Annotated in this window: 19 protein-coding genes; 6 read left to right on the top strand and 13 right to left on the bottom strand. The window is 66.5% G+C overall.

Annotation, left to right across the window (positions count from 1 at the left end):
- Positions 1–121 precede the first annotated feature (121 nt).
- Positions 122–1,198, top strand: coding sequence for a helix-turn-helix domain-containing protein (locus QX108_RS17215; protein ID WP_315780833.1), 1,077 nt, complete (start codon positions 122–124; stop codon positions 1,196–1,198).
- 141 nt (positions 1,199–1,339) lie between these two features.
- Entirely contained in the window at positions 1,340–2,746 is a 1,407-nt protein-coding gene (locus QX108_RS17210) for a serine hydrolase (protein WP_315780831.1), read from the top strand.
- Between the two features lie 8 nt (positions 2,747–2,754).
- Here QX108_RS17210 and QX108_RS17205 read toward each other — a convergent pair whose 3' ends face one another.
- Complete coding sequence (locus tag QX108_RS17205) at positions 2,755–4,125, bottom strand: MmgE/PrpD family protein (RefSeq protein WP_315780829.1); 1,371 nt, start codon at positions 4,123–4,125, stop codon at positions 2,755–2,757.
- 123 nt (positions 4,126–4,248) lie between these two features.
- Between QX108_RS17205 and QX108_RS17200 the strand changes: the two genes are divergently transcribed.
- Complete coding sequence (locus tag QX108_RS17200) at positions 4,249–5,391, top strand: FUSC family protein (protein WP_172110535.1); 1,143 nt, start codon at positions 4,249–4,251, stop codon at positions 5,389–5,391.
- A 5-nt stretch (positions 5,392–5,396) separates the two neighbouring features.
- On the opposite strand, the gene QX108_RS17195 is transcribed toward QX108_RS17200, so the two are convergent.
- The 5 genes from QX108_RS17195 to murA all read right to left on the bottom strand — a co-directional run bounded on the left by QX108_RS17195 (position 5,397) and on the right by murA (position 10,791).
- Positions 5,397–6,776, bottom strand: a complete 1,380-nt coding sequence (locus QX108_RS17195) for an MATE family efflux transporter (protein WP_315780826.1) — start codon at positions 6,774–6,776, stop codon at positions 5,397–5,399.
- A gap of 666 nt (positions 6,777–7,442) precedes the next feature.
- On the bottom strand, positions 7,443–7,922 hold the full coding sequence (locus tag QX108_RS17190) for a DUF2867 domain-containing protein (protein ID WP_315780824.1): 480 nt from the start codon (positions 7,920–7,922) through the stop codon (positions 7,443–7,445).
- Between the two features lie 64 nt (positions 7,923–7,986).
- The gene (locus QX108_RS17185; protein ID WP_315780822.1) at positions 7,987–8,382 is read right to left on the bottom strand and encodes a DUF5071 domain-containing protein; all 396 of its coding nucleotides are present in this window, start codon (positions 8,380–8,382) and stop codon (positions 7,987–7,989) included.
- 7 nt (positions 8,383–8,389) lie between these two features.
- The gene (locus QX108_RS17180; RefSeq protein WP_315799596.1) at positions 8,390–9,046 is read right to left on the bottom strand and encodes a HEAT repeat domain-containing protein; all 657 of its coding nucleotides are present in this window, start codon (positions 9,044–9,046) and stop codon (positions 8,390–8,392) included.
- Positions 9,047–9,495: 449 nt separating this feature from the next.
- On the bottom strand, positions 9,496–10,791 hold the full coding sequence (gene murA, locus QX108_RS17175; RefSeq protein WP_315780818.1) for a UDP-N-acetylglucosamine 1-carboxyvinyltransferase: 1,296 nt from the start codon (positions 10,789–10,791) through the stop codon (positions 9,496–9,498).
- 190 nt (positions 10,792–10,981) lie between these two features.
- Between murA and QX108_RS17170 the strand changes: the two genes are divergently transcribed.
- Together QX108_RS17170 and QX108_RS17165 are read left to right on the top strand one after the other, a co-directional pair.
- Positions 10,982–11,314 (top strand): nucleotidyltransferase domain-containing protein, encoded by a 333-nt coding sequence (locus tag QX108_RS17170; protein ID WP_315722959.1) that lies wholly within the window; start codon positions 10,982–10,984, stop codon positions 11,312–11,314.
- Positions 11,311–11,820, top strand: a complete 510-nt coding sequence (locus QX108_RS17165; protein WP_172110528.1) for a hypothetical protein — start codon at positions 11,311–11,313, stop codon at positions 11,818–11,820. Before QX108_RS17170 ends, QX108_RS17165 begins: the two co-directional genes overlap by 4 nt.
- A 17-nt stretch (positions 11,821–11,837) precedes the next feature.
- Here the strand turns inward: QX108_RS17165 and gyrB are convergent, their stop codons facing one another.
- The 7 genes from gyrB to rpsT all read right to left on the bottom strand — a co-directional run bounded on the left by gyrB (position 11,838) and on the right by rpsT (position 22,953).
- Positions 11,838–14,273, bottom strand: coding sequence for a DNA topoisomerase (ATP-hydrolyzing) subunit B (gene gyrB, locus QX108_RS17160; RefSeq protein ID WP_315780816.1), 2,436 nt, complete (start codon positions 14,271–14,273; stop codon positions 11,838–11,840).
- 329 nt (positions 14,274–14,602) lie between these two features.
- On the bottom strand, positions 14,603–16,756 hold the full coding sequence (locus QX108_RS17155; RefSeq protein ID WP_315780814.1) for a hypothetical protein: 2,154 nt from the start codon (positions 16,754–16,756) through the stop codon (positions 14,603–14,605).
- A gap of 119 nt (positions 16,757–16,875) precedes the next feature.
- A complete protein-coding gene (gene recF / locus QX108_RS17150) occupies positions 16,876–18,012 on the bottom strand; it encodes a DNA replication/repair protein RecF (protein WP_315780812.1) in 1,137 nt (378 codons plus the stop codon).
- A gap of 65 nt (positions 18,013–18,077) precedes the next feature.
- A complete protein-coding gene (locus tag QX108_RS17145) occupies positions 18,078–18,365 on the bottom strand; it encodes a GIY-YIG nuclease family protein (RefSeq protein ID WP_172110524.1) in 288 nt (95 codons plus the stop codon).
- Between the two features lie 71 nt (positions 18,366–18,436).
- On the bottom strand, positions 18,437–19,555 hold the full coding sequence (gene dnaN / locus QX108_RS17140; RefSeq protein ID WP_042338453.1) for a DNA polymerase III subunit beta: 1,119 nt from the start codon (positions 19,553–19,555) through the stop codon (positions 18,437–18,439).
- 313 nt (positions 19,556–19,868) lie between these two features.
- Positions 19,869–21,302: a chromosomal replication initiator protein DnaA gene (gene dnaA / locus QX108_RS17135; protein WP_172110522.1), complete on the bottom strand. Its 1,434-nt coding sequence runs from the start codon at positions 21,300–21,302 to the stop codon at positions 19,869–19,871.
- Positions 21,303–22,686: 1,384 nt separating this feature from the next.
- A complete protein-coding gene (gene rpsT / locus QX108_RS17130; protein ID WP_015670320.1) occupies positions 22,687–22,953 on the bottom strand; it encodes a 30S ribosomal protein S20 in 267 nt (88 codons plus the stop codon).
- 362 nt (positions 22,954–23,315) lie between these two features.
- Here rpsT and QX108_RS17125 point away from each other — a divergent pair, with 362 nt between their 5' ends.
- A complete protein-coding gene (locus tag QX108_RS17125) occupies positions 23,316–23,633 on the top strand; it encodes a hypothetical protein (RefSeq protein WP_315722940.1) in 318 nt (105 codons plus the stop codon).
- Positions 23,634–23,705 lie beyond the last annotated feature (72 nt).

The raw sequence follows: 23,705 nt of genomic DNA, 5'->3' as shown, positions 1-23,705 counted from the left end.
TGCGATGTGGAGGAGCGAGCTTAGCAGTTTCGCGAAGGCGAGGGCAGGGCATGAGGTCGCGGCGTTTGCGGGGAGATTTGAACGGGCCTAGAGTTCCGCAGCCGATGATGGATCCGCCCTGATGCCGCTCGAAAGTCTCGACCTCGCGCTCCGCGCTGCCGCCATCGCGCTGCTCGCCGTGCTGGCGGTGTCGATGTGGCGCGACCTCGGCCAGCGGTTGACTGGGCGGCTGGCGATCGCGCTGGCGCTCGGCTCGGCCGCGCATGCGACGACGTTCAACATTGGCGGCACGGCGGCGCCGTCGCTCGCCTTCGCGCCGCTGATCGCGCTCGCGACGGCCGACATCGTCGTGCTCTGGCTGTTCTGCCGCGCGCTGTTCGATGACGGCTTCGTGTTGCGCTGGCGCCACGGCCTCATCTGGCTCGCGGTGTTCGGCTTCAGCCTGGCGAGTTGCCTCATGCTCGGGCCTGCGGGTCACGGCCGGCTCGTCGTCATCGCCAACAATGCGCTGGCCATCGGCTTCCTCGGGCTGACCCTGGCGCAGACTGTCCGCTCGTGGTCTGCGGATCTCGTCGAGGGACGGCGGCGCGTCCGGGCCTTCGTCGTCATCGCGGCGATGGCCTATGGCGGCGTCAACGCGCTGCTGCAGATCGCGTCCGCCGGTGGCGGTCCGTCCGAGCTGGGCAATGTGATCAACGCGGCGATGCTCGCGGCCGTGGTCGCGGCCGTCACGCTGATGCTGCTCAAGGTCGGTGCGGGCGACGTGTTCGCCCCGGAGGCGACCCCTGTCGAGATGCCGGGGGTGGCAGCGGGGCCCGCCGTTGCCAGCGCGGCCGAGGCGGCGATCAGCCGCAGACTGGTCGACCGGCTGATGCGGCTGATGGCGGACGAGCGGATCTACCGCCAGGAGAACGTCACCATCGGCATGTTGGCAAGCCGGCTGTCGATCCCCGAATACCGGCTGCGGCGGCTGATCAATGGCGAGCTCGGCTATCGCAACTTCAACACCTTCCTGAACAACCACCGTATCGAGGAGGCGAAGGCCGCGCTCGCCGACCCGGCCCAGGCCGAGGTGCCCGTCATCACCATCGCGATGGACGCCGGGTTCCAGTCGCTCGGGCCGTTCAACCGCGCCTTCAAGGCCGAGACAGGCGTGACGCCCACGGAGTACCGGCGTACGAGGCTGTCCGCGGCGTGACGATTGCGGCGTTGAAATCACGAATGAATTTCGAAATCGGCGAGGTCCCTGGCAGTTCCGGCTGGCGCCTGTTTCGAAATCGGCGAGCGCTCCGGCCGCCGCTGCGGTGGGGTCCGGCAGGTCCATCTGCCGGAGCTTCCCATGACCCGCCGCCGCCTGCTGCTCGTGTTCGTTTCGACCGTCACCCTGACCACCCTGGCCATCGGCGTTGCCCGGGCCCGCGACGTGCCCCAGGTCGCGACCGGATTCATCGCCGGCGTGCTGTGCTCGGAGACGTTCGTCTCCGGCCTCGATCCGGACGGTGTGCTGTCCGAGACCCAGGCCGCCATGCCCGGCGCCGGCCTGCTGAGCTGGGCGATGGACATCCGCGTCGATCGCAAGGCCAAGGATGTCACCGTCACGCTGCTCGGGCTCGGCCGCAGCCATGCCGTGTATCGCGACGGGTACGGCTGCCATATGGATCATGGGGACGCGCGGGAGTGGCCATCCGCGCCGACCTCCCCGCAGCAGCCCGCGCTGCTGTCCGACATCGCCCCGCCGCGTGTCGTGACGCCGGCCAACCCGGCCCTCGCTGCCGCGCTCGATCGCGCCTTTGCCGAGCCGGAGGCGCCGCCGTTCCGGCGCACGCATGCGGTCGTGGTGTTGAAGGACGGCAAGGTCATTGCCGAGCGCTACGCGCCGGGCGTCTCGCTGGATACGCCGCTGCTCGGCTTCTCCGCGACCAAATCCATGACCGCAACCCTGATCGGCATCCTCGTCCGCCAGGGCAAGCTCGCGCTGCATCGGCCCGCGCCGGTCGCGGCGTGGACAAGCGAGAGCGATCCGCGCCATGCCATCACCGTCGATCATCTGCTGCGCCACACCGCCGGGCTCGCGCTCGGCAGCTCGCTGCAGGCTTCCTTGTTGTCGGCGCTGGAGCCCGTGAACCGCATGAAGTTCGTCGAGCCGGACCGGGCGGCGTTCGCCGAATCCATGCCCCTCGAAACGCCCCCTGGCGCAACGTTCAACTATCACGACGGCAACACCGTCATCCTCTCTCATCTCATCCGCGACGCCGCGGGCGGCAGCGCTGCGGACGTGTTGCGTTTTGTCCATCGCGAGCTGACCGGTCCGCTCGGCATGACCAGCGTCACGCTCGAATTCGATTCGGCCGGCACCCCCGACGGATCGAGCCAGATGCTGGCTTCGGCGCGCGACTGGACGCGGCTTGGCCAGCTGTATCTCGACGACGGCCTGGTCGGCGGCCGCCGCATCCTGCCAAAGGGCTGGGTCGATCATGTCAGCACGCCGACGCCCAACGCCTTCGTCGGCATCGGCGCCGGCTTCTGGACCAACCGCGGTGACAGCTTCGGCGCCAACTATCGCATCTCTCATGGCTGGCCGCGCGATGCCTTCTTCGCCAAGGGCACGCTCGGCCAGTACGTCATCGTCATCCCCTCCGAGCGCCTCGTCATCGCGCGCTTCGGCCGCACCGTGAACTGGCCGCCGGAAGTCGACGGCGTGGCGCAGCTCGTGAGCGACGTGATCGCGGCGACGCGGGGGGAGTGACGCGTGGATCAGGCCCTCCCCAGCGCCGTCGCCTGCGCGACGCGGTCGAAACGCTCCAGCGACAGGATCGCGTCGGCAAAGTCCTGCGCGCGGCTGCTCAGCACCGGCCGCGCCAGCGTGATGAACTTGTCGCTCATCGCCTGCGCCGAGGGAAACGAGGTCGGCTCGCCCGAGGGATCGTCGTGCAGCCGCTCGTGCACGCCGTCTTCCGTGGTGATGGTGACGCGCGCGCCGAACGGATGGCTGCGGCCGACCTCGAGCCTGTCGTCCTGAACGACATCGAACTTGTCGGCGAGCGCATTGATCGCCGTGTCGCCGAGCCTGGTGTAGTCGTCCCAGCCGAAGCGGCCCTGGTCGAGCGCCAGCGCGCCGGTGAAGAACATCGAGAACTGGCCGCCGACGATCGAGGTCGGGTGCCGCTTGGTCGTGGCATCGCCGGTCAAGGTGATGCCGTTGCGATGCAGGCCGATCTCGACGCGCTTGACCTGGTCCGGCGTCAGATTGTGCTCGCGGCGCAGCGCGACGATGGCGTCGATCGCCGCATGGGTATAGCGGCAGCTCGGATACGGCTTCACGCCGATCTTCATCGTCTCATAGGTGGTGCCGAGCCCTGCCACCGCCTTTTCGTGATGCGGCGCGTCGGTGTAGCCGACCAGCAGGCCATGCTTGCCCTCGACGGATTCGACTGCGCCGACGAAATCGTTCTTGGCCAAGGTCGCCGCGATCACGCCGTTCATCGCCGATGCCCCGACCTGATAGCGCTTGTTCCAGGCGCCGTTGACCAGGAACTGCAGTGAGCCCGCCGCCTGGCTGCCGGAGACGCCGAAGGCGTAGACCAGCTGTTGCTCGGACAGGCCGAACAGCTTGCCGGCGGCAGCGGCGGCGCCATAGGTGCCCGCGGTCGCGGTCGGATGGAAGCCGCGTGCATAATGCGAGGTCGGGTCGAGCGCGTTGCCGAGCCGGCAGCACACCTCGTAGCCGGCGACGATGGCGGTCAGCACCTCGCGGCCGGACGCACCGACCATTTCGCCGACCGCGAAGGCCGCGGGAACGACCGGCGCGCTCGGATGCAGCGACGAATCGGCGTGGGTGTCGTCGAAGTCGAGCGAATGGCCCATCGTACCGTTGAGCAGCGCCGCCACCGCGGGAGTCCAGGTCCGGCCATCTCCGAAGACGGTGGCCTCGCCCGCCGCATCCAGCTTCAAGGCCGCCAGCATGTTGACCACCGACGGCGTCGATTCCGCCTCGCGCCGGGCGCGGATGGCGCTGCCGAGAAAATCGAGCGTCAGCACCTTGGCGCGATCGAGCACCTCGGGCGGAATATCGTCATATTTCAGCTCGGCGACATAGGCGGCGAGCGTTGCAGTTTCCTGGGCCATCGTGTTTCCTCGCTCTTATTGCCGGCCAGCGTAGGCAGACTGATTCCGCCTTTCAAGCGGGTCGGGCCCGGTGGGAAGCTGCCATGTCCGGATCGCGCCGGTGCTTTTCGAGGTGATTGACTGATGGCGTCGTTCAAGGAGCTGCTCGGCCGGGTGCGCGCCCGCAAGCCACATATGGCGCTGGCCGTCCGCGGCACGGTGGCGGCGACGCTCGCCTTCGCCATCGCCACCGCCTTCCAGCTCAAGCTGCCGCTGTGGGCGGTTCTGACGTCGCTGATCGTCACGCAAGGCAGCGTCGGGCGCTCGCTGAAGGCGACGCGGGACTACATGTTCGGCACCATCGGCGGCGCGATCTATGGCGGCGCCATCACCGTGTTCATTCCGCATTCCGGCGAGCTGCAATTGTTGGGCATGCTGATCCTGGCGGTGACGCCGCTCGCCTTCATCGCTGCGATCAATCCGAGCCTGAACGCTGCGACGGTGACGTCCGTGATCGTGCTGCTGGTGCCGACCATGGGCAAGCTCGATGGGCTCGGCTCGGCCGTCGACCGCGTGTTCGAGGTCGCCGTCGGCGCGCTGACGGGACTCGTCGTCTCGTTCATCGTGCTGCCCTCGCGCGCCCATGTGCAGATGCGCAGCGCAGCGGGGCGGCTGCTCGAGCTGATCGCCGCGGCGATGACCGAATTGCTCGCCGGCCTGTCGCGCGGCCGCGACAACGACGCGCTGCACCGGATCCAGGACGGCATCGGCACGGCGTTGAGCGAATTGAACGCGACCGGCGCCGAGGCCGAGCGCGAGCGCTCGGCGCGGCTGTCCTCCGGCGCCGACACCGGCCCGCTGTTGCGGACCATCCTGCGGCTGCGGCACGACGTCGTGATGATCGGCCGCGCCAGCGTGGTGCCGCTGCCGTCGGAGCTGCAGGCGCGCTTGTCGGGTCCGGTCACTCGCGTCAGCGACGCCATTGCCGGCTACCTGCGCGGCTGCGCCGCCGCCATTCGCAACGGCTCCGGCCCGCCGGCGATCTGGCCGGTCCATGTTGCGGTCAAGGCCTATGCCGAGGCGGTCGCCGCCGTCCGCAGCGATGGTCTCACGCGCGGCCTGCCGGGCGATGCCGCCGAACGCTTTTTCGCGCTCGGCTTCTCGCTCGACCAGATGCGCCAGAACCTGATCGACCTCGAGCGCGTCGTCGCCGAATGGGCGGGGGCATCGAGCGGAAAGCCGCACCGGGCGGAGCCGGAGGAGACGTCCGACACGGCCGGTGCATAGCTTGCTCATCGCGACAGCTGCAGGAAGCGCAGCACCAGAAGCGCCGCATAGAGCGTGGTGCCGGCCGACAGCCCGATCCAGATCCCGACGGCGCCGAGCGGGGTGTGGAATCCCAGCGCATACGACGCGGGAAAGCCGACCAGCCAATAGCCGAGCACGGCGAGCAGCAGCGGCACGCGCGTATCCTTGATGCCGCGCAGCGCGCCCACCGCGATGCTCTGCAGCGCGTCGGTGATGAAGAAGGTGGTGCCGACGAGCAGCAGGGTCGCCGCCAGCGCCACGGTGGCATCGGCGTCGACGATGCCCGCGCCCAGGAACAGCCGCACGATCTCGAACCGCGCGACGACGATGCCGAGCGTGAACAGCACGGCCAGGACGAGGCCGAGCAGCATCGCCATCAGGCCGGCACGACGCACGCCATGCGCGTCGTTGCGGCCGACGGCATGGCCGACCCGCACGGTCGCGGCCATGCTGATGCCGAACGGGACCATGAACAGGATCGCGGTGATCTGCAGTGCGATCTGATGCGCAGCGAGCGCGGGCGTGCTGATCAGCCCCATCAGGATGGCCGCAGCGGAAAACAGGCCGTATTCGAGCAGGAACGACAACGAGATCGGCGCTCCGATGACGAGGAGCTGCCGCATCAGCCGCCAGTCGATCCGCCCCAGCTGCGCGAGCACGCGATAGTCGCGAAACGGCGGACGGAACGTCGCGAACCACAGCCCTGCGAGGAAGGTGCCCGTATTGACCAGCGAGGTCGCAAGGCCGACGCCGGTCAGGCCGAGCTGCGGAAAACCCCAATGGCCGTACAGCAGCGGATAGACCAGCAGGGCATTGAGCGGGATCGCGGTCAGCGTGATCCAGAGCACCGGCTCCGGGCGATTGACCGCGCCCATGAAGCTGCGCAGCGCCATGAACCACAGCATCGGCGCGATGCCCCAGGCGAGGCCGGCGAGATAGTGTTGGGCAAGGCGCGCCACGCCGGGCGCCTGCCCGAGCGCGAGCAGGATGGTTTCGCCGTTCAGCGCGATCAGCATGATCGGCAGCGCGACGAGCAGGCCGGCCCACAGGCCGACGCGCAGCGCGCGCCGGACGAGGCCTGCGTCTGCAGCGCCGAACGCCTGCGCGGCGAGCGGCGCGACGGCCGACATCAAGCCCATTCCGAACGTGGACCCGACGAAATAGACCGTGCCGGCCAGCGCAGCGGCTGCGACCGGGTCGCCGCCGAGCCGGCCGATGAAGGCGAGGTCGGTCGACATCATCGCGATCTGGGAGAGCTGCGTCAGCGCCATCGGCGCGGCAAGACGGATGGTGTCCCACAGTTCGAGCGCGAGAGGCGGCGTCAGCGCTGATGGCGCGTGGTCGGTTCCTGTTGTCGAGGTCATGAACGGCGCTATAGCAGGCCCCGTGGCGTCATGCACATCACAGCGGCATGTTCGGCGGCGGGACGGTGCGGCGCGGGCGCTCGGATCGTCGGGACGACCCCCATCGATGTCATGGCGCGGCATGGCGCGCTTCGGCACTGATTTGTCTTTGTCGCCGCATGCGTGCCTTCGCGATCTCGCGGCACGTTTCGCGCCCGAGCTTTGCTCGACCAGTGCCCCTCGGAAGTGAGAGGGCGCAGGGAAGGCCGGGTGCTTGACCACACCCATGGCCCGCCTGCAAAAGAAGTAGCAGGCGGCAGTCACCACAGGTGGGCCGCACAACCGGCCTTCCCTGCGCAATGGTTGGAACGGCTTATACGTACTCTCCCCGGTGCGCCGGGCTTGTTGGCCACCGTCACCGACAGATCGTTCGCCGGCTTGACCTCAGCGTCGGGAGGCCAGGACCATACGATTTCGCCGTATGCGACCGCTCCTTCGTCCACGCACCGACTCGAGTTGCCCCGAGCGCGCGCTGAAAGCCGCCGCATCCATCGCATCCCACCCTCAACGTTCGTGACGATCGCGAAGCGTCCCTCTCAACGAGGACGGGATGGCGGCATTGTTTCTGATTTACGGAAATAGCGCAAGCGGAAAATTCTGGAAAATGAAAAAATGGGCGGCGGCCTATCAAGCAGGCGCGGCAACCTGCCGGAGCATGGCCTTGACCACGAGGCGATGAAACGGCGTGATGACGGCGAGATAGATGCGGCCGAGCGCGTTGTGGGTCTGCACCAGCGTGGTCGCGGTCACTTGCGAGGTCGCGCCGATCATCGCAACATCGACGAGAACGCGGAAGTCTAGGTGCTTGTCGTCGAAGCCGAGCACCAGTTGCGTTGGCGTTTCATCGATCACCGGAAACATCCCGATCATGGGACCCGGACGGCGAGCGTCGGCGCCGGAGGTCTTGAGACCGAACGGCCGCACCAGCCCATTGCGGAGCTGCAGGAGCGCGGCCATCCACCAGGGCGCATGACCGAGCATGCGCTCGGCCGCAGTGCGGGCATCGAGGGCCGCGCCGTCGATGGAGATGCGGAAGGCATCGGCGAAGTCAGCACCGGCGAGCCATCGGTCACGGTCGACATCGGGAACGATCTCGCTGATCGTCACGCGTGAGCCTCGGGGGTTGGTCGTTCCTGTATGGCGGGTGGCGCGTCTGGGCTCGCTTTTTACATTATACCCAACCGAAGTGAGCGAGGACTTGGCGTGCCTGCTGATCGAGCTCCTCGCGACGCTCGGCATCGCTTGGAGTGTAGCAGAGGCGCTCGAGCTCCGGACGAAATTCTAGCGCGGTATCTTGAGGAAGGCCGAGAAGCAGCAACTCGATGATCCAGTATTTCCAGACGTGATCGTCGGATTTCAAGACATGCCAGATGTGCGGCACCATCGGGGTACCGATCGACGACAGGAATGGCGCGATAAGGTGGGCAATGGGCCAGTTGTAATCCTTCAGCCAAACCGTCAGTTCGCCGAGTATCGGGGCGACTGCAGGATAACCAGCTTGCACGACGGCCCGTGCACCGTCGATGTCGTTCTTGCTGCGTGGGAGAAGACGGGAGATGTCGTCCATGGAGCGCCTAAACGTCGACGTCGACCGTCTCGACCACGGGAAGTGTGTGCGCGTCTAAAGCAGCCATGGCCTTCGCAGCCGCCTTTCGCACATGGCCATCGCGATCGGTGCAGAGCGCCTTGAGGAAGCGGACGACGTCCGGTTGTCCGAACGCGCTGGCGAGATCACACGCCCATCGACGATGTCGAGGTAACGCGTCGGTGCGGAAGGCGTCGAACAAGCGCCGCCAATCCGCGCCGGAGACGTTGTTTCGAAGGGTCCACGCGGCCTCGCGCCGAACCTCGGTCTCCGCGTCCGTCTTGTAGATTTGAAAGACCGGCTGAAAATCCGACTGCCGCCAAATCGCGCCCAAGGTGCGGATAGACACCTGTCGCGTGGATCCGGACGGGCTCTTGATCAGGTTCGAGATGGCGCCGTGAGCAGCGTCCCATTTCCAATCTTCGATAACCTGGCAGCCTGCGCGTACGACATACTCGGATCGATCGGCCAAGGCACACAAGATCAGGTCGCTGAGGTTTCGGCCGCTGACATGCCGGCCGATGACTTCGACGGCGGTTCGACGAATGAACTGGTCGGCCGACGCCGCCGCGTCGCGCAACAAGGTCAGCGACTCGGTATCATCGCGTGTCAGAGGGGCGCAGATCGATTCGTGTGTGAGCGACATCGAGACGAGAGGCAAGGCGTGACTGGACGGAGGACGAGGTCAGAACGTTACAATGAATTGTACTCGTCGGCACCACACATCTGGTGAGACAATGCATGACTATTGACTGCTGACGACGACGATGGGAGTGGGCGTACGCGGCGCTCCTCGCGGGCTCGACAATCAGATCGAGCGGAGCCGCGTTGCGCGTGAATGTGCCCCCTTGCGGGAGAGGGCATGTATGCCGGCTTGGCAGGCTCGGTCGGGTGAGGGGTCTCTCTCCACAAGAGTCGCTAGCGGAGAGAGACCCCTCACCCGAGTGAGTGCGTAGATGGGCCGCTGATGCCCTCTCCCACAAGGGGCCCACAAGGGGAGAGGGCGCTGTATTGGCCTTTGCGATGCGGATCGACATCTTATGACGAGATCAGGTGCTTGCGGGCGTGCAGACGGATCGGTCCGCGTGAACCTGTCTACCGTACGCGCTCCGGCACCCGCGTAATCTTCGCGCCCAGCGCGTTCAGGCGCTCGTCGATGCGTTCGTAGCCGCGTTCGATCTGGTCGGCGTTGTCGATGTATGACGTGCCCTCGGCGCAGAGCGCGGCGAGCAGCATGGCCATGCCGGCGCGGATGTCGGGGGAGACGACGCGGGCGCCGCGCAGCTGGCTGGGGCCGGCGACGATGGCACGGTGCGGGTCGCACAGCACGATGCGGGCGCCCATCGAGATCAGCTTGTCGACGAAGAACATCCGCGACTCGAACATCTTCTCGAACATCAGGATCACGCCCTCGCATTGCGTGGCGGTGACGATCGCGATCGACATCAGATCGGCGGGGAAGGCCGGCCAGGGCTGGTCCTCCAGCTTTGGCACGTGGCCGCCGAAATCATCCTTGATCTTCATGGTCTGGTCGGAGGGCACGATGAGGTCGTCGCCGGCGACCTCGCAGACGATGCCGAGCCGCTCGAACCCCATGCGGATCGAGCGCAGATGCTCGGTGCCAGCGCGCACGATGCGCAGTGGCGAGCGCGTCACCGCGGCGAGACCGATCAGCGAGCCGACCTCGATGTGGTCCGGCTGGATCGCGTAGGAGGCCTGGCCGAGCGTGCTGGCGCCATGGATCACCATGGTGTTGGTGCCGATGCCTTCGATGTTGGCGCCCAGCGCCACCAGGAAATGCGCGAGGTCCTGGACATGCGGCTCGGAGGCGGCATTGCGCAAGTAAGTCGTGCCGTGCGCGGCGACGGCGGCGACGAGCGCGTTCTCGGTCGCGGTGACGCTGGGCTCGTCGAGGAAGACGTCGGCACCCTTCAGGCCGCTGGCGCGCAGCTCGATCTTGTCGGTCGCGGTGACGGTGGCGCCGAGCTGCTCGAAGGCGAGAAAATGGGTATCGAGGCGGCGGCGGCCGATGACGTCGCCGCCCGGCGGCGGCAGCGCCACTTCGCCGCAGCGGGCGAGCAGGGGACCGGCGAGCAGGATCGACGCACGGATGCGCGCGCAGAGGTCCGGATCGAGATCGGCGGCGCGGATCTCCTTGGCATGGATCGCGAGCCGGTTGCGGCCGCGCCATTCGGCGGAGGCACCGACCGAGCGCACCAGCTCGACCAGGGTCTCGGTGTCGCGGATGCGCGGCACGTTGTCGAGCGTCACCGGATGGTCGGTCAGCAGCGCCGCGGCAATGATCGGCAGCGCGGCGTTCTTGTTGCCGGACGGCTCGATCGCGCCCTTGAGCCGGTGACCACCCTCGACGATGTATTGAATGGGCGCCATGCGCGAAAACCCGTCCTCAGATGACCGTTTGCCAGGGGGCGACCCGCCACAGTGGGCCTGGATCGCAAACGCCAATAACATGGAAGGCGCGGTCAAGTCACGGATCCCGGGTTTTGTCCGGTGCGGCTCCGGTCCGATGAGGCATTGTGTTGGGCCGCAGGAATGCTGATATTGCGGCTCAGGAGCTGCCATGACCGGTGTCGTCACAATATCGGAACGCAAGGCGCGCGAGACCGCACGGCGGCGGCTGGCGGCGGCCGCTGTCATGGCCGAGCTGAAAACCTTCGCGCAACGGTGCGGCGGCCGCTTCATTGTGTTCGGGTCGGTTGCGCAGCAGCGGCTGTCGTTCGACAGCGATTTCGACGTCATCGTCGATGTTCCGTCCGCGCATCAGGTCGAGGCCGTCGAACTGGTCGAGGACCTCTGTCGTCACCATGAATTGCCAGCCGACATCCATCTCAAATCGCTGGCCAGTGAAAGGCTTCTCGCGCGGATCGCTGATCATGCGGTGATCCTTTCATGAGCGATGACCGCTGGAGCGACGTCGAGGCTGATCTGGACGCTGCCGTAACCCAACTCGGGATGGCGCTGCGAACTTTCGAGCGGGGCGGCTTCGATTCCAATGATCCGGATCTCGCATGGGAGCGGTCCAATGCGTTCCTGCACGGGATGGAGACGGGATACACCCTGCTGGAGAAGGCGATCACACGCGTTCTCGATATCCTCGGCGAGACCAGCCCATCCGGAGATGCGTGGCACAAGGATCTCATCGATCGCGTCTCAAGACCGATGCAAGGCGACAGAGGACGGCCGGCGATGTTCGACGCTGCGCTTCGCCTCGATCTGCTCGAACTGATGAGGATGCGTCACCGGGCGAGAAACGCCGTTTACGGCGACTTCGATGCGTCGAAGGCCGGCCCCTCGGTCGAAGCTGCGAGCCACGTTCTCGGTAGGATCCGCGACGCGGTCGCGCAATTCAAGAATGCCGTGGACCCTGCCGGCAAAGCCGAGCCCAGCGGGCCGGTCTAGACCAGCACCACCCGTCCTTACACGTCGACATTCGCCGACAGCGAGTTGTCCTGGATGAACTCGCGGCGCGGCTCGACGACGTCGCCCATCAGCTTGGTGAAGATGTCGTCGGCCTCGTCGACCTCCTTGACCCTGACCTGCAGCAGCGTGCGCGCCTCGGTGTCGAGCGTGGTTTCCCAGAGCTGCTCCGGGTTCATCTCGCCGAGACCCTTGTAGCGCTGCTGGGTGACGCCCTTGCGGCCGGCGTCGACGACGGATTCGAAAAGATCGATCGGGCCGTGAATCACCGTCTGGGTGTCGCCGCGGCGCAGGACGCCGGGCTTGGCATAGGCCTCCTGCAGGCGGGCTGCGTAGTCGTCCAGCTTGCGGGCATCGACGGAGGCGAGCAGCGCGTCGTCGATCACGGCGACATCCTTGACGCCGCGCACGGTGCGCTCGAACGTGAAACCCTGGCCCTCGACGAAATGGCCGATCCAGCCGCGCTCGACCTCGTCGGCGAGCACGTCGAGCCGTTTGGCGATGTACTCCGCCGCGGCGTCCGCGGTGGCGATGTCACGGGTGATGTCCGGCCGCAGCACGCCGGCGATCGCGGCCTGCTCGACGACCTTGCGGTCGTAGCGGCTGTGCAGGTTGCGCAGGATGTTGCGGACCAGGCGTGCCTCCTCGACCAGCGCCAGCAGGTCGCGGCCCTTGCGCTCCTCGCCCTCGGCGGTCTTGAACACACAATCGTCGAGCCCGGTGCCGATCAGATAATCCTCCAGCGCCCGTTCGTCCTTCAGATACTGCTCGGACTTGCCGCGCATGACTTTGTAGAGCGGCGGCTGCGCGATGTAGAGGTGGCCGCGGTCGATGATCTCGCGCATCTGCCGGTAGAAGAAGGTCAATAGCAGCGTGCGGATGTGGGCGCCGTCGACGTCGGCGTCGGTCATCACGATGATCTTGTGATAGCGCAGCTTGTCGATCGAGAAGTCGTCGCTGATGCCGGTGCCGAGCGCGGTGATCAGGGTGCCGATCTGCTCGCTCGACAGCATCTTGTCGGGGCGCACGCGCTCGACGTTGAGGATCTTGCCGCGCAGCGGCAGCACCGCCTGGAACTCGCGGTTGCGGCCCTGCTTGGCGCTGCCGCCGGCCGAGTCACCCTCGACGATGAACAGCTCGGACTTGGCCGGATCCTTCTCCTGGCAGTCGGCGAGCTTGCCCGGCAGCGACGAGACGCTGAGCGGATTCTTGCGCGTCAATTCGCGCGCCTTGCGCGCCGCCTCGCGGGCGGCGGCCGCCTGGATCACCTTGCCGACGATCACCTTGGCCTCGCCCGGATGCTCCTCGAACCAGGCGGCGAGCGCCTCGTTGAGCACGTTCTCGACCACGGGGCGCACTTCCGAGGACACCAGCTTGTCCTTGGTCTGCGACGAGAACTTCGGATCCGGCACCTTCACCGAGAGCACCGCGGTAAGGCCCTCGCGGCAGTCGTCGCCGGTCAGCGCGATCTTTTCCTTCTTCGCATTGGCCTCGGCATAGCCGTTGACCTGGCGCGTCAGCGCGCCGCGGAAGCCGGCGAGATGGGTGCCGCCGTCACGCTGCGGGATGTTGTTGGTGAAGCACAGCACGTTCTCATGATAGCTGTCATTCCACCACAGCGCAGCTTCCACCGTGATGCCGTTGGCCTCCGAGCGCACCATGATCGGCGCCGGAACGATCGCCTTCTTGTTGCGGTCGAGATATTTGACGAACTCCTCGACGCCGCCGTCGTAATGCATCTCCTCGCGCTTCTCGACCGCATGGCGCATGTCGGAGAGCACGATGTTGACGCCGGAGTTGAGGAAGGCAAGCTCGCGCAGACGATGCTCGAGCGTCGCGTAGTCATATTCGACGTTCTTGAAGGTTTCCGTCGAGGCCAGGAACGTCACCTCGGTGCCGCGCTTGCCCTTGGCCTCGCCGACCACCTTCAGCGGCGCAACCGCGTCGCCATGGGCGAACTCGATGAGATGCTCCTTGTCGTCGCGCCAGACCCGCAGCAGCAGCTTGCTCGACAGCGCGTTGACCACGGAGACGCCGACGCCGTGCAGCCCCCCCGACACCTTGTAGGAGTTCTGGTCGAACTTTCCGCCGGCATGCAGCTGGGTCATGATGACCTCGGCGGCCGACACGCCTTCGCCCTTGTGGATGTCGACGGGAATGCCGCGGCCGTCGTCGCGCACGGTGACCGAGTTGTCGGGATTGAGAACGACCTCGACCGCGGTGGCGTGACCGGCGAGCGCCTCGTCGATGGCGTTGTCGACGACTTCGTAGACCATGTGGTGCAGGCCGGAGCCGTCATCGGTGTCGCCGATATACATGCCCGGGCGCTTGCGCACGGCATCCAGGCCCTTCAACACCCGGATCGATTCTGCGCCGTACTCGTTCGCGGTTGCAGGCTCGTTTTCGGCGATGGTTTGCCGGGCGGGTTCGGTCATGTGAGGCCTTTGAAGGGGTCCCGAAGGGCGATGTCGCGCTAGGGTGCTGAGAGCGCCATTTGTGCCATGAAAGACGGTGCGCGCATAGCGCAAAGTGGAGCCTCTTAAGATATTGAAGAGATGGGTTTTTTTAACCGTTTTTCAAGCCGTATGAGCGCCTCTTTCGGGGCCTGCGAAGGCGCGATTCGGGGGCTCTTCGGCGGCGGTTCGGATGGCGCCTGAAAAGCATGGTCAAGGCCGCGTTCCAACGGCATCAGGCCGCCCCTTGGGGCCGCCTGAGATTGTCGCGTTGGAGATCCGCGAACGGCGTGCAGCGGCGCTTGCGGCGGTCAATACAGCGGCAACGGCAGGGCCTGGCCGGTCGGGCCCAGCATCAGGCCCCAGACGTCGCCGGCGCCGAGCTCAATGGTTTCGGTGACCGGAGCGCGGCTGGCGATCTTGACCTCGTAGCGGTACTTGCCGGGCGGCAGATCGAGCAGCGGGCCCTTGGGCGTCTTGGGACTGCCTGTGCCGGCCGCGATCCTGATCGACTGCCTGTTGATCGTCACCACGGCGTCGGTCTCGCCGACATTGCCGAGCATGAGCTTGGCCTGGCCGGGCTTCGGCAGGATGTCCGCCTTGGCCGCGGCCTCCGCGTTCTTCTGCACCAGATGGACCGAGGTCTCGCCCTTGGCGCGGCCGAGCGTCAGCACGGCAGGTCCTTGCGGAGACGCGAAGGCGAGCCGGGCCCGCTCGGGTCCCTGCTGCGCGCCGTCGGATGTCTCCCGCCAGCCGAGCTTGGTGAGCTCGGTGCGGTAGAACGCCATCACGGCACTCAGCTCGGCCGGCACGCTGGCCTCCAGCTCGAGCCGCAGCGGCGTGTCGATGCCGGGCGCCCTGGATTTCGACGTCGAGCTTGCGCTGCGCTGCTTCGGCACCGGCAGCGCGGAGTTCGGATCGGCCTCGAGCGGCGCCGCGTCCGCCGCCGGCTGAGCCACGGCCTTTGCGCCGGCCGCGGGCTTGGCCGCGGCGAGCAGGCCGGTGCCGTCCGCCGTCACGTTCACCTTGGGCCCCATCTGCATGATCGTGAACGCGACCGACTTGCCCCTGGCGGAGAATTGCAGGCGCGCCATGGTCGGATTGTCGATCACGGTGGGTGCCTCCTGCCAGCCGGCAGGCTTCAAGGCCGCGCGATAGAAGCCGGTGAGCGCCTTCACCGTCGAGGCGGATTTGAACTCCAGCCGGCCCTGGCTGCCGTCGAATTGCACCGCCTCGGCGGTCTCGGGCAGCGGGATCGGCGCCGGATTGTCGGCAAGCGTCTTGAGCGGCGCATCCGACAGCGTTGCGGCTTGGGCTGCGCGGCGGACCTCGTCGGCGGCGATCACCTGCTTGGCCATCGCCGCTGCGTCGGCCATGAACCGGTCGTCGGCGTCCTTCTTCGCCTTGGCGCGTGCGGCCAGCGCAGCTTCCGTGGCGCGCACCGACAGCTCGACCATGGTGAGATCGTATTTGCGGGACAGCTTCAGGGTCCCGGTCTCTTCCGCGGAGGCGACCTTGAACGTGGCCTCGTCCGGCGTGCCCGCACCGGCCGCCTCGATCCGCCAGCCGCGCGCCGGCAGCTCGCCGGTGTAGAAGGCGAGCACCGCGGGCAGCTCGGCGATCACGGCGCCTTTGGCCTGGCGGCTCGGCGAGGTCGCGCTGCCCAGGCTCTGCGACCACTTGGTCGGCTTCGGCATCGGCAGGCCGGCGCGGTCGTCGCCGGCCTCGATCTGAGCCGGCAGCGCGAAAGGCGCGATCCGGATCTCGACATTCGTCTTGCCGTCATCGCGGCGAGTCAGACTCACCATGACCGGACTCTGCCGGCGATAACCGTCGCTGTCGTCGTGGCCGAAGAAGGCGCGCACGCCATTCGGCGCGGTCTCGCTGAGATCGGCATTGGGCCAGCGCGCGGCGGTCTCGGCGGTCAACGGCTGCCAGCCGAGGGACGTCATCTCCTTGGCGAAGTAGGCCCGCGCCGCATCCACCGGCATCGGCGCGACGCAGGACAGATAGGGGCGCGTCTCGTCGAACACGATGTCGGTCGCACCCTCGGGGAACGGCAGGTTCGCGTAGATCCGCTGCGGCGAATAGGTCACGTCCGACTGGTCGGCACGGCCGCCGCTGCCGGTGAAGGACACGGTCAGTCCCTGCTTGCCCTTCTTGTAGTTGAGCGTTGGATTGCGCTCTTCCAGCGGCCGGATGTAGCGCACCCAGCCGTCCGCGCTCAGCGCCTGCTGCGTCGCGGCATTGGTCGCGGCGACCGGCATCGGCAGACGGTAGACGACGCGATAGCGATCGGGGCGGGAGGTGTCTTCGACAGCACCCTCGACGCGCGGTAGCGCATGCACGTCGACGATGGCGTCGTCGGCGCGCGCAGGGACGGCGCAGCTCGCGAGCAGCAAAACGCAGCAGGCAAACAGCCGCAGCCGCGGCGCGGCGATGGCCTGCGGCCAAAGCTCTGACATCACAGATCTCCAGGATTTCGATTGCGGCGCGTGGGCCTGCGGGATGTCGGAGGACCTCGTCGTCGATCCAACGACAGCTAGTCGAATCTGGGAACTGATAGGTTCAACGGCGGAATGCGTTACCGCCGCGCGGTGATCCGGCCACCCTCGACATCGAAGATCTCGCCGAGTTCGCGTAGTTCGGCAAACGCGGCGGGATCGGCGCCGGTCAGCCATACCTGGGCACCGAGCGTGCCGAGCTCGGCAAACAGCGCGCTGCGCCGGCCGGGATCGAGATGCGCGACGATCTCGTCGAGCAGCAACATCGGCACGATGCCTGTCGTCTCGGCGACGAGCGTCGCATGCGCCAGGATGAGGCCGATCAAGAGCGCCTTCTGCTCACCGGTCGAGGCATCGCGCGCCGGCATGTTCTTCGGCGCGTAGATGACGTGCAGATCGGTGAGGTGCGGGCCATCGAGCGTGCGGCCGGCGGCGGCATCGCGCGCCCGATTGTCGCGCAGCATCGCGCGGTAGCGGTCCTCCACCGCCAGCGCGGGCTCGGTGAGCAGCGCGTTCTCCATCCAGCCGTCGAGCGCAATCTCGGCCGAGGGAAAGGCGGAGGCGGCGCCGCGCTGGCGCAGCATCGCGGCGAGCTTCACGGCGGTCTGGCCGCGGCTCGCAGCCACGGCGACCGCGAGCTCCGCGGTCTCGCGCTCGATCGCGTCGCACCAATGATCGTCGAAATTGCGCACCTCGAGCAGCCGGTTGCGCGAGCGCAAGCTGCGCTCGAGCGCCGAGACGCGGCTCGAATGCTCGCTGTCGATCGCGAGCACCAGACGGTCGAAGAAGCGCCGACGCTCGGACGCCGAGCCCATGAACAGGCCGTCCATCGCCGGCGTCAGCCACACCATGCGGATGTGATCGCCGAACGCCGCGGCCGAGCCGACCGGCTCGCGATCGATGCGGCAGCGGCGGGTGGTGCTCGCATCGCTGCGCGGAGGCTCGATGCCGGTGCCGAACGTCGTCAGCCCCAGCGCGCCCTCGACCTCCGCCGAGACCGCCCAGGAGCCGTCGCCCTGGTTGTCGGCGACGTCCTCCAGCGTGGCCCGGCGCAGGCCGCGGCCCGGCGCGAAGAACGAGATCGCCTCCAGGCAATTGGTCTTGCCGGCGCCATTGGCCCCGACCAGCGCCACCATGTCCGCCTGCACGCTCACGCTCGCAGCGCGATAGCTGCGAAAATGCGTCAGCGACAGGCGGTTGATGCGGGAGGGGGTCATCGGGATGTAGCTGGAAGCCCTAGCTCTGTCATTGCCGGGCTTGACCCGGCAATCCATCGTCCGCGTCAGCGGACTATTTCATCGTAGAGATCGCGCCAATCCGGATTGCTCGCCACGATCAGGTCGATCTTCCATTCGCGTGACCAGTGTTTGACGTTCTTCTCACGCTGCAATGCTGCCGCGATCGTTTCATGCGCCTCGAAATAGACGAGCCGCTTGATGCCGTAGCGTCTGGTGAAGCTCTCTGCGAGGCCTTCGCGATGCTCATACACGCGCCGAATGAGATCGTTGGTCACGCCGATATAGAGCGTGCCGCCGGGCTTGCTGGCGAGGATGTACACCCAGTAGGCCATTTGTTGAGATGGATGGCCGGGTCAAGCCCGGCCATGACGAGTGAACTTCAAAGCTCGCAACGGGCGTTGGGTCACACCCGCATCGGCATCAGCACGTACAGCGCGTTCCTGTTGTCGCGGTCCTGGATCAGCGTCGGCGAGCCGGGATCGGCCAATCGCAGCACCGCGACCTCACCCTCGATCTGGGCGGCGATGTCGAGCAGATAGCGCGAGTTGAAGCCGATATCGAGTGCGTCGGCGGCGTATTCGACCTCGAGTTCTTCGGTCGCGCTGCCGGAATCCGGATTGGTCACCGACAGCACCAGCTTGCCCGGCGCCAGCGCCAGCTTCACGGCGCGGCCGCGCTCCGAGGAGATGGTGGAGACGCGGTCGACGGCGGCGGCGAAATCGGCCTTGTCGACGACCAGCTCCTTGTCGTTGTTCTGCGGAATGACGCGACCATAGTCCGGGAAGGTGCCGTCGATCAGCTTCGAGGTCAGCACCACCTGTCCCAAGGTGAAGCGGATCTTGCCCTGCGACAGCTCGATCCTGATCTCGCTGTCATTGTCCTCGATCAGCCGCTGCACCTCGCCCACGGTCTTGCGCGGCACGATGACGCCGGGCATCTCGGCAGCCCCGGCCGGCTGCGGCAGATCGACCTGGGCGAGGCGGTGGCCGTCGGTGGCGACCGCGCGCAAGGTCGGCTGCTTGGCATTGCCGCCGGCGTGCAGATAGATGCCGTTGAGATAATACCGCGTCTCCTCGGTGGAGATCGCGAACTGGGTGCGGTCGATCAGGCTCTTGATGTCCTTGGCGGGAACGCCGAAGGCATGCGTCATTTCGCCCGCCGCGAGATCCGGGAAGTCGCTCTCCGGCAGCGTCTGCAGGGTGAACTTGGAGCGCCCGGCGCGGATCGCGAGCACCGCGCGCTCGCCGTCGCTCTCCAGCACGATCTGCGAGCCGTCCGGCAGCTTGCGCACGATGTCGTAGAACATATGCGCGGGAACCGTGGTGGAGCCCGCGGTGGCGGTCTCGGCGGCCAGGGTTTCCGTGACCTCGAGATCGAGGTCCGTCGCGCGCAGCGACAGCCGGGCATTCTCGGCGCGCACCAGCACGTTGCCCAGGATCGGGATGGTGTTGCGGCGCTCGACCACGCGATGGACGTGGCCCAGCGACTTCAGCAACTGCGCGCGTTCGACGGTCACCTTCATTGCACTTACCCGCCCGTTCCCAACTGATCTCGTCCTGGAATGCCGGCGGGCTATGGCAGCGCCGCGGCCGATGGCACCTCGCGCCCGAACGGCGCTTTGCCAGCGTCCAGGAGCGTGAGGGGGAGGCGTAAAGTGGCGCGGATGAGGCTCAAGCGCAAGGGATGCGGCGCCGATTTCCCATGTTTCGGCAGGCTCTTCCGTGACCCGGAGGCGCGGTCCCGAGCACGATGTCCCAAGCTGGCTTGGAGGGGCGCGGAGGATGGCCGGCTGGGGCCGGACGTTCTGTCCAAACCCCCGTGGCCGTGCGAGCCGCCTAGTCCTGCAGCTGGCGCTTCAGGGACTCGACCTCGTCGTTCAGCGTGATGTCCTTGCCGACCAGCGCCTCGATCTTGCGCACGGCGTGCAGCACGGTGGTGTGGTCACGTCCGCCGAAGCGGCGGCCGATCTCGGGCAGGGAGCGCAGGGTCAGCGTCTTGGCAAGATACATCGCCACCTGACGCGGGCGCACCACGTTTGCGGTGCGGCGGGAGGACAGCAGGTCGGAGCGGCTGACGTTGTACTGCCGGGCCACCACGCGCTGGATGTCCTCGATCTTGATCCGCTTCGGCTCCTGCGGCCGGACCAGGTCGCGGACCTCGCGCTCGGCCATGTCGAGCGTGACCGGCTGGTTGTTGAGCTTGGAATGCGCCAGCAGGCGGTTGATGGCGCCTTCGAGATCGCGGCCGTTATGGGTGATCGAGCGGGCGAGATAATCGAGCACCGGCTCCGGCACGTCGAAGCTCGCATGATGGGCACGGGCTGCCGCGACGCGCGACTTGAGAATGCCGAGACGCAGGTCCTCGCCGAGCGTTGCCATCTCGACGACGAGCCCGCCGGCGAGCCGCGAGCGGACGCGATCATCCAGGCTTTCGAGATCGGACGGCGGCCGGTCGGCGGCGATCACCACCTGCCTTCCGGCATCGATCAGGGCGTTCAACGTGTGGCAGAACTCCGCCTGGGTCGACTTGCCCTGCAGGAACTGCAGGTCGTCGATCACCAGCACGTCGATGCCGCGCAGCGCCTCCTTGAAGGCCAGCGCGGTCTGCGATTTCAGCGCCGCGACGAAGCCGTACATGAACTTCTCGGCGGTCAGATACAGCACCTTGCGCTCGCCGCCGGCATTGCCGGCCCAGGTCACGGCCTGCAGCAGATGCGTCTTGCCGAGGCCGACGCCGGCATGGATGTAGAGCGGATTGAACATCACGGGATCGCCGCGGCGGCCGTCGGCGACCTGGCGCGCCGCCGCATGAGCGAGCGTGTTGGCCCGGCCGACGACGAAGCTGGCGAAGGTCAGCCTGGGGTCGAGCGGCGAGCCGCCGAGCGCGTCATGACTCGTGGCCAGCGACGCCGCGGCGGACGTGCGCACCTCGTTGCTGACGGGCTTGGCATCGCTGCGCTCGGCGCGGCGGGCTTCCACGGCAACGGGCGCCTCCTTGGCCGGCGTCGCACAACGCATCGCGGTGCGAACGGAAAGATCGATCCGGTGAACCTCGGGCATCTCGGCCTGCCAGCACGACAGCACGCGCTCGGCATAATGGGCCTGGATCCAGCTCTTCAGGAAACGCGTCGGCACCGACAGATGGACGCTCTCGTCCTGGACGGCCTCGAGGTCCATGCGCGCGAACCAGCTCGTATAGACGTCCTCGCCGACGGTCGAGCGCAGCCGACCCTTCACGCGAGACCAGCGTTCCTGTTCCGAATTTGTCATGTCAGTCGCAACTTTTCGAATTGAGTGGTGGTGTCGAGTGATCGCTGGGGCAGATGTCCCGTCGAGGGACTGGTCTGCCGGGCGAGACCTCGAGCGGAGGACCAACGCCAGCCATGGCTTCGCCGTCCGGCGCGCACGCCGTTGGGCAGATCAATGCTGGTCGAGGGGAGTTCTCCGCGAGGTCAGCGCATACTCGGATGCGCGAGGAGGGGAGGTCCGATGGCCGTGCTGATGGTGTTGACCGCTAAGGGTGCGTGATCCGGAACCAGCTCTTGATGTCTCGCAGCGATGTGTCCGTAAAGCATGCAACCTCCCCGCCTCACCGCAATTGCTCACGGCAAGTTGTCATCTCGCACATGTCCCATAGGCATCCGCGTCCGAACCCCAAGATTCAGCCGCAACGCCATATCCCGTCCATTGTCCACTCACTGAGCGAAGCAGTCGCAAGCTCCAGCCGGTTCGAGCGTTGTCGTATTTCTCTTGTTCAAAACGGCGCAACGATGATGTTGTGCCCGAGAAATTTCGACAAAGTTCGGTCGTTCCCCATACTGCTATGGAGACCGTTCCGGCCATCGCTTTTGAAAGCGTCGCCAACGCGCACACCGCCGCCGATTTGCACGTCCGCCCCGTTTCTAAAACCGCGCTGGTCTCAAGATCGTGGGCGCCGCGAGTGGATTTAAGAAATACACGATGCGTTGGGACTCGCAATCCATTTGATCGGAGCACGCATCGCGAGTCATCGCACCGCTTGCCACGCCATGTTGCGCGTTAAGAAAGCAAGGTTTTGAATCATCGCGAGGAATCTCGGATGTGACAAACAACATCGTCTGCCCAAAATTTCTTCATAATTTTTTTACGTTCCGGCCGAGCGTGGCCGCTTTTCCAAACACTTGGCTGCGCTATGCGCTTAAGTCATTTTCGAGCCGATGTTTTTCGCGATTACTTCAAGCGGGTAACTCCCGCGATGCGCAGTGCGTGAAGTGAGCGGCGCATCGAGCGGTCTTGACATCGATGCGCAAGCGCGTCGCGCAGATTCGCTGCTGTTTCCGGTGAGACAAAATTGTCACCGCGTAAAATTACGGAACGCCACGTAGGAGTACGGAGCGTGTCAGGTTGGCACGACATCGCAACTGTTCCAACACGCGCGAAGATCGCAGCGCTGCTTCGATGTCGCCATGAAATAGAAGTGTGAGCGCGTCACGCGTGCAATGCGCAGAGCGAAAATGCGCGGAGAAATCGGCGCAACGGCAGAGACGGAAGAGAAGAGGCGGCAGGGACGAGTCGCGACGGCCGGCCAAGCGCAGTCGGCGGGCCAAGCGCAAAAGAAAAGCCCGGCGCGAGCCGGGCTGTTGCATCTTGATAGTTCGTCAGTCCCGCGATCGCGTCACTTCGCGAGCTTGGCGATCTGATGCGTGAGGCGCGACACTTTGCGGCTGGCGTTGTTCTTGTGAATGATGTTGCGCTGCGCGGCACGCATCAGCTGCGGCTCGGCATTGGCCATCGCCTTCAAGGCGGCGTCGCGGTCGCCCTTCTTGATCGCGTCCTCGACGGAGCGAACGGCGCCGCGCATCTGGGTGCGGCGCGACTTGTTGACGATGGTGCGGCGGGCAATCTTGCGCGTCGCCTTCTTCGCGGAGGTCGTGTTGGCCATGCTCTCAACTATCCTTCGGCGGCGAGCGTTCGCCGCAATCAGCGGGTACGCGCGCGGTCCGCTCGATTGCGGCCCGATCGACGCGATGGGTTGTTCGGACGCCTCTCTGAGAATGCCATGACCGGAGCGTGTGGGCTCGGTGGATCGGCGCCGCTCAAAGAACAGCGGCGGCGGGATTGCGCCCACCGCCAATGGCGACCTTATAGGGGCAGGCGGTTCGAGCGTCAACGGTCTCGGAAGCCGCAGGGATCGCCGGAACCGGCCAAAAGCCGCTTCTAAGCCCCTGACGAGGTTGAATTTCTAAGGGGGCCCCGCTATGGCCTTGCTGCCGGTCGGGGCGAGCGAGAGAGAGCAGGTGAGGCATGATCCGCGGTTTTTTCCGCCTGGTGGGACTGTTGCTTCTGGCCGGAAGCTTCATCTTCCTGGTATATGACGGCGCGCGCTGGGTGGCCGATCAGACCCTGCAATTCACCCGGTTCGGCCAGCTCTGGAACGATGTCCACCAGGCGAGCCAGGCGGCCTTCAAGGCCTGGGTCGAGGCCAAGGCGCCGTTCCTGTGGGAGTGGATCGTCAGGGTGTTCCTGGACCAGCCGGTGTTTGCCGTGCTCGGCGTGCTCGGAATTCTCCTGATGCTGCTGTTCCGGCCGCGCCGACCGCTGATCGGCTACGGGCGCGACTGAGCGCCGGCCCCGGCGCGGCGTAACATCGCTGCGATCTCCGGCGTAGAGCCTATATAACCCACAGACCGAAGG

Origin of the sequence: Bradyrhizobium sp. SZCCHNR1002 (genome assembly GCF_032381435.1) — a bacterium.
Taxonomy (GTDB): Bacteria; Pseudomonadota; Alphaproteobacteria; order Rhizobiales; family Xanthobacteraceae; genus Bradyrhizobium; species Bradyrhizobium aeschynomenes.
This window is presented reverse-complemented; position numbering and strand designations above follow the sequence as displayed.